11 protein-coding genes are annotated in these 13,464 nt (G+C 54.2%); 5 read left to right on the top strand and 6 right to left on the bottom strand.

What is annotated here, in order from left to right:
* Window positions 1-175: 175 nt before the first annotated feature.
* Both RDV48_23425 and RDV48_23420 read right to left on the bottom strand, forming a co-directional pair.
* Window positions 176-1,747: a HAMP domain-containing sensor histidine kinase gene (locus RDV48_23425; GenBank protein ID MDQ7825772.1), complete on the bottom strand. Its 1,572-nt coding sequence runs from the start codon at window positions 1,745-1,747 to the stop codon at window positions 176-178.
* Window positions 1,737-2,486, bottom strand: a complete 750-nt coding sequence (locus RDV48_23420; protein MDQ7825771.1) for a response regulator transcription factor — start codon at window positions 2,484-2,486, stop codon at window positions 1,737-1,739. The genes RDV48_23425 and RDV48_23420 overlap by 11 nt, the downstream gene beginning before the upstream one ends.
* Before the next feature lie 246 nt (window positions 2,487-2,732).
* Between RDV48_23420 and RDV48_23415 the strand changes: the two genes are divergently transcribed.
* The 3 genes from RDV48_23415 to RDV48_23405 all read left to right on the top strand — a co-directional run bounded on the left by RDV48_23415 (window position 2,733) and on the right by RDV48_23405 (window position 6,513).
* The gene (locus RDV48_23415; GenBank protein ID MDQ7825770.1) at window positions 2,733-3,548 is read left to right on the top strand and encodes a YiiX/YebB-like N1pC/P60 family cysteine hydrolase; all 816 of its coding nucleotides are present in this window, start codon (window positions 2,733-2,735) and stop codon (window positions 3,546-3,548) included.
* Between the two features lie 151 nt (window positions 3,549-3,699).
* Window positions 3,700-4,662, top strand: a complete 963-nt coding sequence (locus RDV48_23410; GenBank protein MDQ7825769.1) for a hypothetical protein — start codon at window positions 3,700-3,702, stop codon at window positions 4,660-4,662.
* Window positions 4,663-4,776: 114 nt separating this feature from the next.
* The gene (locus RDV48_23405) at window positions 4,777-6,513 is read left to right on the top strand and encodes a sensor domain-containing diguanylate cyclase (GenBank protein ID MDQ7825768.1); all 1,737 of its coding nucleotides are present in this window, start codon (window positions 4,777-4,779) and stop codon (window positions 6,511-6,513) included.
* 12 nt (window positions 6,514-6,525) lie between these two features.
* On the opposite strand, the gene RDV48_23400 is transcribed toward RDV48_23405, so the two are convergent.
* Genes RDV48_23400 through RDV48_23390 form a run of 3 tightly spaced genes read right to left on the bottom strand, consistent with a single transcriptional unit; the run spans window position 6,526 to window position 9,525 of the window.
* Complete coding sequence (locus RDV48_23400) at window positions 6,526-8,472, bottom strand: hypothetical protein (GenBank protein MDQ7825767.1); 1,947 nt, start codon at window positions 8,470-8,472, stop codon at window positions 6,526-6,528.
* Window positions 8,453-9,124, bottom strand: a complete 672-nt coding sequence (locus tag RDV48_23395; protein MDQ7825766.1) for a hypothetical protein — start codon at window positions 9,122-9,124, stop codon at window positions 8,453-8,455. The genes RDV48_23400 and RDV48_23395 overlap by 20 nt, the downstream gene beginning before the upstream one ends.
* 8 nt (window positions 9,125-9,132) lie before the next feature.
* Entirely contained in the window at window positions 9,133-9,525 is a 393-nt protein-coding gene (locus RDV48_23390) for a hypothetical protein (GenBank protein ID MDQ7825765.1), read from the bottom strand.
* A 137-nt stretch (window positions 9,526-9,662) separates the two neighbouring features.
* Between RDV48_23390 and RDV48_23385 the strand changes: the two genes are divergently transcribed.
* A complete protein-coding gene (locus tag RDV48_23385; GenBank protein MDQ7825764.1) occupies window positions 9,663-10,418 on the top strand; it encodes a hypothetical protein in 756 nt (251 codons plus the stop codon).
* Here RDV48_23385 and RDV48_23380 read toward each other — a convergent pair.
* Window positions 10,408-11,949 carry an ankyrin repeat domain-containing protein gene (locus RDV48_23380; GenBank protein ID MDQ7825763.1) on the bottom strand — a complete coding sequence of 514 codons (1,542 nt, stop codon included), beginning with the start codon at window positions 11,947-11,949 and terminating at the stop codon, window positions 10,408-10,410. The genes RDV48_23385 and RDV48_23380 overlap by 11 nt on opposite strands.
* Window positions 11,950-12,110: 161 nt before the next feature.
* On the opposite strand from RDV48_23380, the gene RDV48_23375 reads away from it, so the two are divergent.
* Window positions 12,111-13,448, top strand: a complete 1,338-nt coding sequence (locus RDV48_23375; protein ID MDQ7825762.1) for a serine/threonine-protein kinase — start codon at window positions 12,111-12,113, stop codon at window positions 13,446-13,448.
* Window positions 13,449-13,464 lie beyond the last annotated feature (16 nt).

Genomic DNA, 13,464 nt, shown 5'->3' with positions numbered 1-13,464 from the left:
ATTATACACTAATTTAAGGCCGGGAATTTGTCCCACTTCATATTAACACGTAGGGACATGCATTGGATTTGAGACAGTTACTTTTCTGCACGGTATCATAATAACAGTTTCCTGTAGATAATTGTAGGAGAATTGTAAGGAAATGGTAAGAAAATTGTTAACAAATTGCCTGCCCTCAAGCCCGTGCCGCGGGAAGGGAGAAGTAAAAGACCTTTCCCTTCGGGAGGAGTGTCACCGCTATTGTCGATCCATGGACGGCAAGGATCTCCTTCACTATGGCAAGCCCCAGGCCTGCCCCTGAAGCGTCGCTTTTTCTGGACTTGTCAACCTTGTAAAAGCGCTCAAAGATATAATCAAGTTCTTCACTTGGAATAGCGGCACCGTCGTCCTCGACGGAAAACCTCACGCTGTCTCCTTCTTCCCTCACCGCCACTCCTATCGTGGTGCCCGGAGGGTTGTGCACAATGGCATTGTTGATGAGGTTCCGCATGATTTGCATGATCCTTCTCTGATCACCGGCAACTTTGATGGCTGAACCTTCTGTTTCCCATGTGAGCGTGATGTCCTTTTTCCTGGCGACTATGCCTGATGCCTCGATAAGGCCCCGAAGAGGCTCATTGATCAAGAATTCACCCAAGTCGAGCTTGATCTCGCCGGTCTCAAATTTTGAAAGGTCCGTGACGTCATTCAGCAGATAGGAGAGCTGCTGAATCTGGATGAGGATGGACTGAAGGTGCCTTTTCTTGTCCTCATCACTTTCTATGATGCCGTCCAGGAGTGCTTCAACAGTCCCATGGATGATGGTGAGAGGGGTGGAAAGCTCATGGGAGATATCGAGCATCATCCTGGTCCTGCTCTTCAGGTTGTTCTCAATCTTGGTGGTCATGTCATCAAAGGCATCGGCAAGGACACCGAGCTCATCCTGCCTTTTCGACTTGATCCGCGATGAAAAATCGCCATGGGCAAGCCTGTTCGCAGCGGCCTCCATCTCTTCAACGGGCCTGGTGAGGCTCCTGGCGAAGAAGAAGGCGATGAGCGACGTGATGCATATCGCTATGAGTATGGACTGAAGGAGGGATATGCTCACTTCCTCCAGCATCTGGGGGGGGAAGCCGCCCGGCATGAAGCATAGTATGCCCCCTTCGACCTTGTTGTTGATGCGGAGAGGGCGCACAAGAAAAAGCATCTTCCCTCTTTTTTCACTGTCTTTTACGGTGCCGATGACTGTTTTACCGCTTTTCAGCTGGGAAATGACGTCTGCGCTGAGCTTGAAGTCGTCAAGCTCAGGGAAAAACCCGGATTTCTCAGGTTCTTTTCCCGTAGAGACGATTTTTCCTTCGAGATCGACAATCTGAGGATGGTGCCACCCCGGTCCGACAGGCCGATGGTTACTGTCGCCCGGACCAGGTCCGAACTCCCAGGACTCTCCCGGCTTCCCCTTTTCACCGGGCTTTCTCCTATGGCCTCCAGGTCCACACGGTCCGCCATGCCCCGGCCCGCCGGGCCAGTAATACTTCTCAAGCTCGCCCGACACCTGCTCCAGGCTCATATTGACGCCGAGCTTTTCCTGAATGTTCTTGACGATTATGGCGTTTGTCATGTCCATCTCGCGGAGGGTGTCTTTTTCTATCCTCATTCTCATCTGAGTAGTGTGCACATGGTAAGTGATCCCTGCCGTAAGAAGCATGGTCACCATGTAGAAGACAAGTATTTTCCACCAGAGGGTCCTGAAAAAGTTAATCTTCAAATTTGTAGCCCACTCCCCTTATAGATTGAATAAAGCAGGGAGAAATGTTGATCGTTCTGATTTTTCTCCTCAGGTTCTTGATATGCATGTCAATGGCCCTCGTGTCCATGGTTCTCTCGCCGTTGACCAGCTGGGAGTGGAGCTCATCCCTGGAATAAACCCTCCCCGGCCTCTGCATGAGGGTCCGCAGTATCGAGAGCTCCGAGGAGGTAACGTCGGCGCTTGCGGTTTTCGAGCTCAGCTTCATGCTGTCCAGGTGAAGAGTGAGAGTCCTTGTCTTCAGGATATTTTTTTCAACGGGCGACTGCCCTGCCGTATCATAATCAATTCTCCTGAAGAGCGCCTTTACCCGTGCCGTGAGCTCCCTGAAGGAAAAAGGCTTGGGAACATAGTCATCGGCGCCGAGCTCGATGCCGAGTATGCGGTCTACCTCGGTCTTTTTCGCCGAGATGAAGATGACGGGAAGGAGGAGTGATTTTCTTATCTCTTTGAGGATCTCGATACCGTCCATCCCGGGGAGCATGATATCCAGGATCGCCAGGTCCGGGGGATTCTCCCTCAATGCCTCCATTGCCGTGTCGCCGCGGTAATAGGCTGCAACCTCGTAGCCTTCCCTTTCCAGGAATTTTATGACGATCTCGCAGATTTCCTCTTCATCCTCCACGAGGTAGATTCTTTTTTTCCGTGGCGCCTCCGGCGTGGTTTCCTTCATTCTTGCAGCCTCCAGGAGATTAGTCATATCTGCTCTTGCATACTTCCTTTCTCAGACCGAAACCCCCTATCCTTCATGAATTTAAGGGAGAAGGCCGGAACGCCGCAGCCTTCGGTCATGATTCTGCCCCTAGTATGATAGCAGAAAATTGTAAACTTTCTTTGCACTTTTGTAAGGTTCCGGTAAGCCAGTTGTTAACAAAAGATGAAAAGAGGGCTTGCGGGGCTGAGAAAAATATGTATAATAGAAAGAGACAAGGAGAGGAGCCTCCCCATGGATCCAGTACAGCGAGCGTTCTCCCGCTACTGGGTAAGGCCTGAGCCGCCCGACCCTTCCACGCTTGACGGAAAGGCTCTCCATAAGGATCCTGCCGACTCTGTTGACCTCTCGGGGAATAACAAGCCTGGAACGAATGTACGTGAGCTTCCCACGAACCTTGAGCTTCCCTCGCCCCTCAAGAAGCGGGGAAGGCTCATGTCAGCCCTCCAGGAGGGCCTTTTCACCGCATGCTCCCTCACTTACCTCGGAGGCTGCGCCCTTGCCGCCGTCGTCCCCAATCTGGTCAGCAAGCTTACCCAGAAGACCTTCACGGAAGCACAGATAAACGAGATGAAAGCCCATCTCCAGCCCGGCGACATCATACTCACCAAGTCAGATATGCACAGGACTTTTTACTTCCTGGTTCACTCGACGTACGGCCACGACTTCTCCCATGCGGCCACCTATGCGGGAGAAGGGCAGATTATTGACTCCTATGACAAGCCGGACCGCCAGGACATCGGCACCTTCTTCCAGAAGATGACCGATATCGCCGTGCTGAGGCCCCGGTACGCCTCGAAGAAGCAGGTTGACAGGTCCATAAGGTACCTCGAAGAACAGATAGGCAAGAAATACGACATGAAATTCAGGACCGATGACGTCAAGGAGTTCTACTGCTCGGAGCTCACGCTCCGCGGCCTTGAAGCCTCAGGGCTGGACACCAAGGTGCCGGGCCACTCGGTACTTGGCCACGCCTTTGTGCTCCCCGATGACTTCAAGCACTCAAAAGATATTGATCTCGTGAAAGTCTTCCACTCTGAAGAGGAATAAGCTGAATCCTCCCCAAAATGCAACATTCCGGCAACACCTGTAAGGGCTCTGTAATCCCCCTGTAAGCCTCTTGTAAGGGCCTTCCCCTATAATGGAGAAAAAGGGCCCAGGCTCCGTGGAGAGCGGAAGGCCCCATATGAGGAGGCCCGCAATGATACCAGGTGACCTGTCCATAAGAAACAGCATGCTCACGAGCCAGGTATTTCATAAGCCTGAGGCGGCAGCGGCAGGGAAATCCCCCGATACCGGTGAGCCTGAGGAAGAGCTCTCCCTTTCTGCCGAAGCCGCTGAGCCGGCAGGCCTGCCCGGTGGCCCCGAGGAGAGCGGCGCGGGATTTCTCTCCTCCCTCATCAGGAATCTTGCGGCTCCAGAGGCCCCGACACAGGCGCCTCAGCAGGGTGCAGGCACTGTATCAGCCCTTATGCCCTTCCTCAATCTTCTTTCCATGGCATCAGGAGGAACAATAGGGTTAAACGGGATGACATCGGGCCAGAACACCTGGCCGGGCGGCGGCGGCGTGCAGTCCACCCAGGGCAGCGAGGACCTGATCTCGGCCTTTTCCCAGGGCAGCAAGGGGAACTGCGCCTCAGTGGCCACCATCAAGGCGGCTATGGATGCCTATGGCGATGAAGTGTTCCAGAGCGTTACCCAGAATCCCGACGGCAGCACGGAAGTCGTGATGAAAGACGGCACCGAGGTGAGCATCTCGGCAAAGGAGATGAAGATAGCGGAGCAGATGGCGGACTTTGAAGGGATGGAAGGTGAAGATATGGAGCAGGCCGTCCTCTGTTATGCCGTTATGGCCAAGAACGCCCAGATGGAGCAGAATGACGGGTACCAGTCCTATGCAGGCGCCTGCAGAAGCCTCAACAACGGCGAATGGCCCGACGACTGCGCAAGGTTCCTGGGCCTCGAGGAGTGCATGATGCCCGTGAATCCCGACTCCATCGAGGGAACCTCCTATGACGAGATGGTGGTGTGGAGCAATGAGCATGCCGTCTATATGGACAGCCAGAATGGGCAGTATACCGCCGATCAATATGGTGATGACTATGCCTTCGACGGCACCGACACTGCGGGAAATGACCTTGAAGGCGCTTACACTTTTGTATGACCATCTCGCAGCGATCCCCGTCCCCGGGTGAGAGCCTTGAGAAAGGAGTATGGACTCAGCTGATGAATCTATACTCATTCTTTTTTCAGGCGGTGCGGCATGGCGGAAGGAGGCTTGCGGCCTCACAGGATGGCGGTGCAGGGGGCTCTTTTCCTCGCTTTGTTCCTGTGCTTCCTCTCTTCCGCCGAGGGTGAGAGTGACAGGCCGGCGCAGGTGGTGGTAAACCCCAATCCAAGGCAGGGCTCAGTGCTGATTTATTCAGAGTCCGGGAAGCTTGTACAGACTGGTGCCACCAGGCAGCAGTTTTCCCTGCCCTCGGGAAGATACACTTTCGTGGTGAGGGCCGACGACAGCTTTTTATTTGCAGGGAAGGCCGAGCAGGAGCTCTTTCTCAGCGCGGGGAGGAGCTATGTCATCGAGCCGCCTCAGAAAAAGATTCTCCGCACCGGGAGGCTTCTCTTCATGATGGGGCTTGCGGTCTTTGCGACGGCGGGCCTCTCGTTTTTTTTCATGAGGTCATACCTGAGGAAAAAGCTTGGCCCGGGCTCACCGAAGATCCCTGATGCCATGCCGGAAGGGGCGGGGGAGGAAGACGCTGGTAAAGGTGAGCCCGGGGGTGAGACCCGCTGCTTTTCCCTGCAGCAGTGCAGCCCTGATATGCGGAAGCGCTGTGCCGCCTTTTCAAAAAAGACCGACTGCTGGAGCATCGAGATCACGCCCTGCTGCGACAAAGACAGGGCTCTCTGCGTGGTGTGCCCTTCATACAGCACAAGGCTCACCGGGGCAAAAATGCACCCGGGAGTAAAGGAGCATATGATTGCCAGTGATGACGGCACGCTGCTGGAGAAGCTTTCCAATCCGCAGATGATGCTTCTCCAGGAGCTCTCCGCCTCCCTCTCGACGCTGCAGAGACCCGAGGAGCTGACCGAGGTCTTTTTCACCAAGCTGAGGGAAGTGATACCCTATGACGCCGCTGCCCTATTCGTCGTTGAGAGGGAGACGGGAAGGCTCGCCCTTCTTCGCTCTTTTCACAGGGAAGGGCTGGCTTCAGAGAAGAGGTTCATTGATTTTTCGGCGGGGATAAATCTCTGGATAGCGGGAAACCGCTTTCCTATGCCGCTCCATCTCGCGAAAAAGGATAAGCTCTGGCCGGTGCTCTTTCCCAAGGAATATGAAAGAAGCCTCCTGGAGAAATTCGAGCTCCTTTATCCTCTCGTTGACGAGCGGGGCAAGCTTCTTGGACTTATTCTCATCGGCTCGAAGACCATAGGTGAAGGTTATAAGGCTCAGGAGATCAATATTATTTCCCTCACGAGCCGCATTCTTGGCATATCTCTCGAAAAATCCCTTTCCTACAAGCTTGCGAATCACGACGGTCTTACCGGACTCTTCGTGGTCCGCTACTTTCATGAGCGGCTCAAGGAGGAGCTCGCTGCACCGAGATCTTTTACTGAAGGCTGCTCTTTACTGCTCTTTGATATCGATCATTTCAAGAAGTTTAATGATACTTTCGGCCATCAGCAGGGAGACGCGGTGCTGAGAGGCGTGGCAGCTCTCATAAAAAGCGGCGTGAAAGCCCAGGATATTGCGGCGAGATACGGCGGCGAGGAGATGGTCATCGCTCTCCCCTCGACGGAGCGTGATGCGGCTTACAATGCCGCCGAGAGAATAAGAAAAGTAATTGAAAGCTCCCCCTTCCTGGGTCTCCCCGACGATGTACGGGTCACGGTAAGCATCGGAGTAGCCTCCTATCCCCGTGATGCCCAGACGCCTGAAGACCTTATCGCCAGGGCTGACAAGGCACTTTACAGGGCCAAGCATGAGGGAAGGAACAGGACGTGTCTTTACTAAGGGTGCGAGGCTTCAGTCCAGCTGCCTCCACGAGACTATCCTCAGGGGGGCGAACCTGTTGAGAAACCTCAGGAACACGGGGTCGTAGGCAAGGTTAAAGCCGTAGCAGATAACGCCTTCACTTCCCGTGGTCAATGAGGCGCTCCCGGAGCCCGCGTCAGGTCCCCTCACGACTATGCCCCCCCTGAGGGTGAGATAGTGGGAAGTGTCCATATTGCCGATGCCGATATGGTTTTTCACAAACATTATCCCGTTATAGCTGCCGCTTGAGCGGCAGTAGATACTGTTGCAGTACATGGCAGTGCCGACAAGAGTTCCCGCGGTGACGGCGCCTGAATTGAGGAAGATGTCGCCGCGGCACTGGAGGAGGCAGTTGTCTCCCTTGAGATTGGTGCTGCTCATCTCGATGTGTGAATCGGTCATGATCATTGAGTTGTCAAAACTTATCTCGGCGCCGTCGGTATGGTGGACCTCATGGGTCACTTCGTAGCGCAGCGTTCGCCTTGTCATGGGAATGCCGCCCTCAAGCGTCGGGGTATCGGTCTCTTCCAGTTCCGATATCACCGCCTCGTGGTAGCAGTCACGGAGCGGTATGCTCCCCGATCCTGAATCGCCCACGTAAAACTTCGCCGAGTCATCCCACTGCATCATGTCCTGCCCCGGCACGACGGGGCTCGTCAGGTCAAGGCTCTCCTTGAGGAAATATTTCTCGTTCACCTTGGAGGTGTAGTCGATTTTTCTCATGTTGTAGCGCTGGCGGAACGCCACGAGATCGGCGGGTTCGCTTCCCCCCGGGGGAAAGGTGCCTTCAATCGTTTCGGGGTAAACGCCGTCTGCCGTATTGAGCTCAAGGCCGTAATAGTCATCAACCTTCTCAAGGGCGGAAGGATAGGTGGACTCGTTGACGAAATGAGTGGCTTCACTGCCGTCGGCGAGCATGAGGTCATCAAACTTGAAAGTCACCGGCACATTGAAGCGGCTTGCCTTCACCTTGTCAGCGTTATTGTTGGGATAGACATGGACATCGGGATGGGGGTTCACCGAAGGTGCCTGGTAAGAAAGTTCAGCACTCCCGTCAAAGAGATTGTCAGCTGACTGCGCAAAGAGTATCGGGTCAGAGGGGACTCCCATGCCTGTATCTGTCTGGGTCCACAGGCTGCTCCCCACGGTGACCGCTGCAGGATAGGTTTTACCCGGCATGAAATTATTCACATAGGTAGTGATGGTGGCTCCCGATTCATCCACCTGCATATCGGCCAGTATGTAGGCAGGGTGGGGGCCGGAAGTGAGAGGGTTGAAGCGGCTATAAATGTTTCCTTCGATCCTGCTCGAGCCCAGCAGGTTCCCCGGGTGGCCCCTTTGCACGCTCGATACCAGGTGGACGGGTACATTTTCCGTGTAAAGGACATATTCCCATTTCCTGTTGAGCCATACCTGGTAATGCCTCGTGAGGTTCCCCAGCTTCACGGTGACTATGGTGTCAATGGTGAAAGGGGGGACATTGCCCTGGGATCCGGTGACGACGACGCTTCCCGAGGAATTGTCCGTGGAGTAATAACGGTCCTTGCCGTAAGAAGGGCTTGAAAGGTCAACAAAGTGCACGTCCACCACGCAGTTGCCGCCCATGTATTCATTCTCCCTCCCGTCGAGAACCATCCTGTGCCCGTCATAATAAGTGCTGAGGACAAGGGGCGGGAGGGTGAGGTTGTCTATGCGCATGTTGGTCCCTATCTCATTTGTCTTGCCCTCCACGTAGTAAATGACCTGTGCGACGGCGGCCTCTGCGAGCTGGTTGGCTTTTACCGTCATGACTGACCGCGAGGCGAGGTTAAGGTTCAGGGTGCTCATGGCGCAGATGGCAAAACCGATGACAATAAAGAAGGCAATGAGCATCAATATGGTGGCAATGACATTGACGCCGTGTTGCCTGTGCCTTCGGTCAGAGATACCATTCATCATAGCGGACTCCAATGGTGGTCTCAAGGGTTGTCTCGAAATCCTGCTCGTCGTCCCAGGCAGTGATTGAGATATCGAGGCCCCCTTTCCAGTCGCCCGACGACGGATTGTAAAGGATGGAAAGTGTTTTTATCTTATTGGCTATCACCTTGTTGCTCAATGTATCGGAAGGATTGATGAGCGAGGCGGGATCGACTGCTATCCTCATGGTGTCCGACGAACGGTATGTGGTGAATGTGGTGGCGGGAGGGCTCACCGGCGTCTCATACCGACGTATCCTGGATTTGTCATCAAGGTAAAAAATAATATATTTCTGCCATTCAGGTGAACCCGTGTCATAAGAAGACCCGACTCCGTAGAGAAAAATCCGGGAATGGAGATTCCCCTCCCTGTCCCTTGAGGAGGCGCAGCAGATAAGGGAATGGCCATTATAATCCATGAGGCTCACCGTGTAAATGTTGCTCTCCTTAAGCTCATTGGTGAGCCTGTACATGCCGAGGAGTGCATTCTGCTGAACCATCACCTTACTGTCGCTCTTGACCCAGGCGCGCAGGCCGGGGGCCAGAAGGCGGTAAACACTCCAGAAGAGAAGGATAAGTATGACAAGCACTACAAGCATTTCAATGACGGTGTGCCCGTTTCTCTCTCTACGCATGCCCTTCCTCAGTTGTTATAGAATATTCTTGAGTACACCGTGACCCGCTCAGGTATTTTTTTCCAGTAGATATTCACCACCACGTCCATGAGTTTGTGGGGGAACTGGGGATCACGCCCGTAAAGATCGGTTACCACGTGGTACTCCGTATTATTGAGCACCTTATCAAAGGCGATCTGCTGATCGTACATAATATCGGGATTCGTTATCCGGTAAAGCTCGATGATTGACTGGGCATAACAGGAGGCTGCCGAATAGTCCTCGGCCTTCTTGATGGACATGTAAGCGGTGGGAATTATCCCGAAGATAGGGATTATTGCGATGGCAAACAAAAAAAGACCAATGATGAGTTCTGCCAGCGACAGCCCCCGCTCCCGCGCCGGCGCCCCCGTTCTCTTCATAAGGTATAACTCCCATGGGAAGGTTCTATTAAGAATTATCTCAGTAAATGGGAAAAAAATCAAGTGGCCTGTCAATGTAGGGAAAAGAGCAGAAGTGGAGAATAGGGCAGAATGAGAGCTTGGAGAGGGTGGGAGCGATGAACCGTAAAGAGATCGAGGCCAGGGCGAAAAAATCGATTGCAGCGGGCTTTTATTTCTTCTGCATAAGCGTGCTGATCCTCTTTATCTCGGCATTCTACGTATCCGATGACAATAAGACTGATACCAATGCGATATTTTTTCTGGTTGCAGCGGTGCTTTTTGCCATAGGGATGGTAAAAATTGCGCTGGGTATCAGGGGCATGCGGCTCTCTCTTGATATGAGCCTTCAGGGAAGGGATGCCAAGAAGGTTCCTGCCAGGGAGGCCTCGCGTGGTCTCATTGAGAGTGATGAAGAGTTTCCTCCCGCCGAGAAGGCTCCACTCGCCGAAGAAGAAAAGAAAAAGCCGGCGCCTGCCGGGAAAGTGCCGGCAGGCGAGCGCACCAGGGAGATGAAGACCCTTGATGCCGAGAAAATAAAGGCAGGGGACCATAAGGCGGAAAAGCCCCCGGAAGCGCCCGCTGAGAAGCGTGAGCGCTACGTGCCGAAGCCGCGGCCCCCTGTCCAGGCCGCTGCCAAGGATCAGGAAGATGAGGAGATTTCCGTTCCCTATCTCAAGAGGGAGTCAAAAAGGCCTCCCGGTGCCCCGGGAGAAGCGCCTCAGGCGCCTTCCCCGCCTGAGGGCGCCGAAGGCGCAGGCAGCGAGGGCGAGTTTGTGAGGGCTCCCTTCCCAGAAGGGCCGCCTCTTGAGGTGACCACCGAAGATATCCTGAAGCGGTTCAAAGAAAAGCTCGAAAGCCTCGCTACTCAATAAGTCCCTCCTTGGAGCTGTACTGGGGATGATCCTTTTTCGAACCGGCCTTGCGGTGATATTCACCTTTGCAGAACAGGAGATACTCATCGGGTTTCGTTTTCACCCGGTATGTTGACGAGTAGGTGTCTTTCTTTGCCGCAGGGCATGTGGGGAGCTGCCTGAGATAGTTGGGAGTGACCTCTTTGATCGACCTTGGATAACGCCCTTCGTTATCGGTGGAATACATTTCAAGGGCAGTGCCTATGTTTTTCAGGTTTGACTTGCAGCCCGTCGCCTGCCCCATTTCCCGCATCGCAGAAAACTGCGGCGGAAGCCCTCCTTTTCCGGTGAGAAAGGTAAGCTCGCCTTTTTTTGCACCATGCTTCTTCAGTATTATGGCTATTTCAGTACCTGATTTTTCTTCCGCTGTCATGGAGGGCTTTTCCCTGGGCCCCATGTCAATTCCCTTTGCCGCGACGTAGCGTGGATAATCCTTGGCCACGCCCGCGCCGCGGTGATTTTCGCCGGCACAGCATACCTGGTAATAGTCAGGGTTTGTCGATGAGCTGTAGAGCTGCGAATAAGTGTCCTTGCCTGCCGAGGGGCAGCAGGGTATCGCCTTGAGGTAATCGGGTGTGATCTCCCTCAGCTCCCTGGGGAAACGCCCCTCGTGATCCGATGAATACATTTCCAGGCCGGTACCTATGTTCATAAGGTTGGACCTGCACATCGTAAGCTGGCCTTCCTTGCGGGCACCCAGGGCCGAAGCGGCATCAAGGGGCCTAAGGCCCATCCTGTCTTTCGAGTTCACGTCGGCGCCTTTCGCGATCAGGAGCTCCACCATGTCTTTCTTCTTAGCCGACACGGCAATAAAGAGAGGCGTCTGTCCCGTCATCTCCTGAGCGGCATTCACTTTTGCCCCCTTCGAGAGAAGGAAGAGCACCATGTCCCTGTTCCCTTTCAGCACCGCATAGTAAAGAGGGGTCTCTCCCCCGAAGCCTCCCTTAGCATCAGCCTTGGCGCCCTTCTTGAGAAGAAGCCCGGCAGTATCCTTTTTGTTCTGCATCACTGCCATGTGAAGGGGGGTGAGGTTGAGCTTGTTTTTTGCCTCAATCTGCGCTCCTTTCTCGAGAAGGAGGTCCATGATATCCTTGTTTCCCTCTGAAGCGGCATAATGGAGGGGGACGGAGCCCTGGGCATCAGTGGCGTTGACATCGGCACCCTTTGAGATGAGGAACCTGACAATTTCTTTTTTGTTGTCCGCCACCGCCATATGAAGAGGGGTGTACCCCATGAAGTCCCTGCCGGTGAGAAGGCCCGGATCGCGCTTGACGAGGGTTTTCACCTTCTCCAGGTTCCCTGAGGAAATCTCCTTGTCAATATCAGTCTGGGCGGAAGAAAGTCCCGGAGCGGCGTGAGGAGATGCCGCCGGTGGCTGCGTTTCCGGGGGCTTCTTTCCTGCACATCCATCCATGCAGAGAATCAGAAGGATGCACCATGCGATGAGGACCGGCCAGAGTGCCGGTTTTGCCGGCCTGAAAGCATTATTCATCAGAATACCTCTTTTCTCCCGTGATAATTATGCATATTTCTCAGCCTCCCTGTATTCTGAGTATACAATTCCGGCTCCTTTATTCTCCTGTTCTCCACAGTCCGGTGAGCCTCCAAAGGTTTCCACCAGAAGGCATCGAATATCTCCCTAGTGGAGGTCATATGATGAAGCCGGGGCAGATGGTAAAAGACCGTTATGTAGTCAAGGAACTCCTGGGTGAGGGGGGAATGTCACGCGTCTTTCTTGCCGAGGACTCGCGCCTTCATGGCAGGCTCTGGGCAGTGAAGCAGATGATGCATTCAGGCACCGACGAAGAGCAGAATGAAATGAAAAACCAGTTCGAGCGGGAGGCACAGATCCTCTGCCGCCTCAATCATCCCAACCTGCCCAGGGTAGGCGACTATTTCAGTGAAGGCCAGAGCGACTATCTGGTCATGGAGTACATTGAAGGAGAGACGCTCTTCGATATTCTCCAGAAGACGGAAGGATTCATTGACGAGGAGACGCTCCGAACCTGGGGCGTGGCGCTCTCGGAGGCCCTTCACTACCTCCACAGCCAGGAGCCGCCCATCATCTACCGCGACATCAAGCCGAAAAACATTATAAGGACACCCGACGGGAAGATAAAGCTCATTGATTTCGGCATTGCAAGGTTTTATGACCTCCATAAGGTGTCGGACACCATTATCATCGGCACGCCTGGATTCGCTTCGCCCGAGCAGTACGGAAAAGGCCAGACAGATCAGCGCTCCGATATCTACAGCCTGGGAGCCACTCTTTACAACCTGGGCACAAGGCTGGATCCCTCAGACAATCCCTTCTGCTTCAGCGTGCCCTCGACGGTGAACATCAATCTTTCCGACGCCTTTGACAACGCGCTGCTGAAAGCCCTGAACCTGCGGCCACGCGACAGGTTCCAGAGCGCCCTCGAGTTCAGGGATGCCCTGTCGCTGCGCCATACTACCGTGCTCCCCTTCATGGCGGCTCCTTCGGAAAGCTCCCTGTCGCTGGAGTTCAGCGAGCAGCACCTCGTTTTTGAGCTGGAAAACCAGGGGCGGGGCGCCGAGGGGACCCTTACCATCAGGAATACGGGGGGAAAGTTCCTGAAAGCCTCGGTGAGCTCCAACAGGTCCTGGATCAAGGTGGCGCCTGATTATTTTGAGGCAAACCAGCAGAGCGTGGCCGTCATCATAGACCTTACAGGGGAGAAGAGAAACCTCAAGCACCGCGGGAAGATACTGATAGAGACCGAGGAGAGGACTTACCCGATCCAGGTCTCGGTAAACGTAAAGCCCACCATATATGATTTTGTCATCCCCAGGAAAGCCGTCTCGGCCTTCCTGGTGGGCCAGAGCTTTGTGCCGCTGGCGGCGCCTTTCACGGTGGCATATACCTATATTCTCTTTGACAAAGAGGAAAAATCCGTGCAGAAATATCCTGCCTATGTCTCCTTCGGGATCGCGGTGATTAACGCCCTTCATTTCATAGGCATTATCTGACGGGAGGAGAGAAGGG

Source organism: Candidatus Eremiobacterota bacterium (genome assembly GCA_031082125.1).
In the GTDB taxonomy this organism is placed as follows: domain Bacteria; phylum Vulcanimicrobiota; class CADAWZ01; order CADAWZ01; family Ess09-12; genus Ess09-12.
Note: the sequence above shows the minus strand (reverse complement) of the source record. Positions and strands in the feature narration are given on the sequence as shown.

Excerpts from the sequence above, each read along its gene's own strand:
- RDV48_23420 (MDQ7825771.1), bottom strand. The coding sequence starts at position 2,486 with ATGACTAATCTCCTGGAGGCTGCAAGAATGAAGGAAACCACGCCGGAG.
- RDV48_23415 (MDQ7825770.1), top strand. The coding sequence starts at position 2,733 with ATGGATCCAGTACAGCGAGCGTTCTCCCGCTACTGGGTAAGGCCTGAG.
- RDV48_23410 (MDQ7825769.1), top strand. The coding sequence starts at position 3,700 with ATGATACCAGGTGACCTGTCCATAAGAAACAGCATGCTCACGAGCCAG.
- RDV48_23400 (MDQ7825767.1), bottom strand. The coding sequence starts at position 8,472 with ATGATGAATGGTATCTCTGACCGAAGGCACAGGCAACACGGCGTCAAT.
- RDV48_23395 (MDQ7825766.1), bottom strand. The coding sequence starts at position 9,124 with ATGCGTAGAGAGAGAAACGGGCACACCGTCATTGAAATGCTTGTAGTG.
- RDV48_23390 (MDQ7825765.1), bottom strand. The coding sequence starts at position 9,525 with ATGAAGAGAACGGGGGCGCCGGCGCGGGAGCGGGGGCTGTCGCTGGCA.
- RDV48_23385 (MDQ7825764.1), top strand. The coding sequence starts at position 9,663 with ATGAACCGTAAAGAGATCGAGGCCAGGGCGAAAAAATCGATTGCAGCG.
- RDV48_23380 (MDQ7825763.1), bottom strand. The coding sequence starts at position 11,949 with ATGAATAATGCTTTCAGGCCGGCAAAACCGGCACTCTGGCCGGTCCTC.
- RDV48_23375 (MDQ7825762.1), top strand. The coding sequence starts at position 12,111 with ATGATGAAGCCGGGGCAGATGGTAAAAGACCGTTATGTAGTCAAGGAA.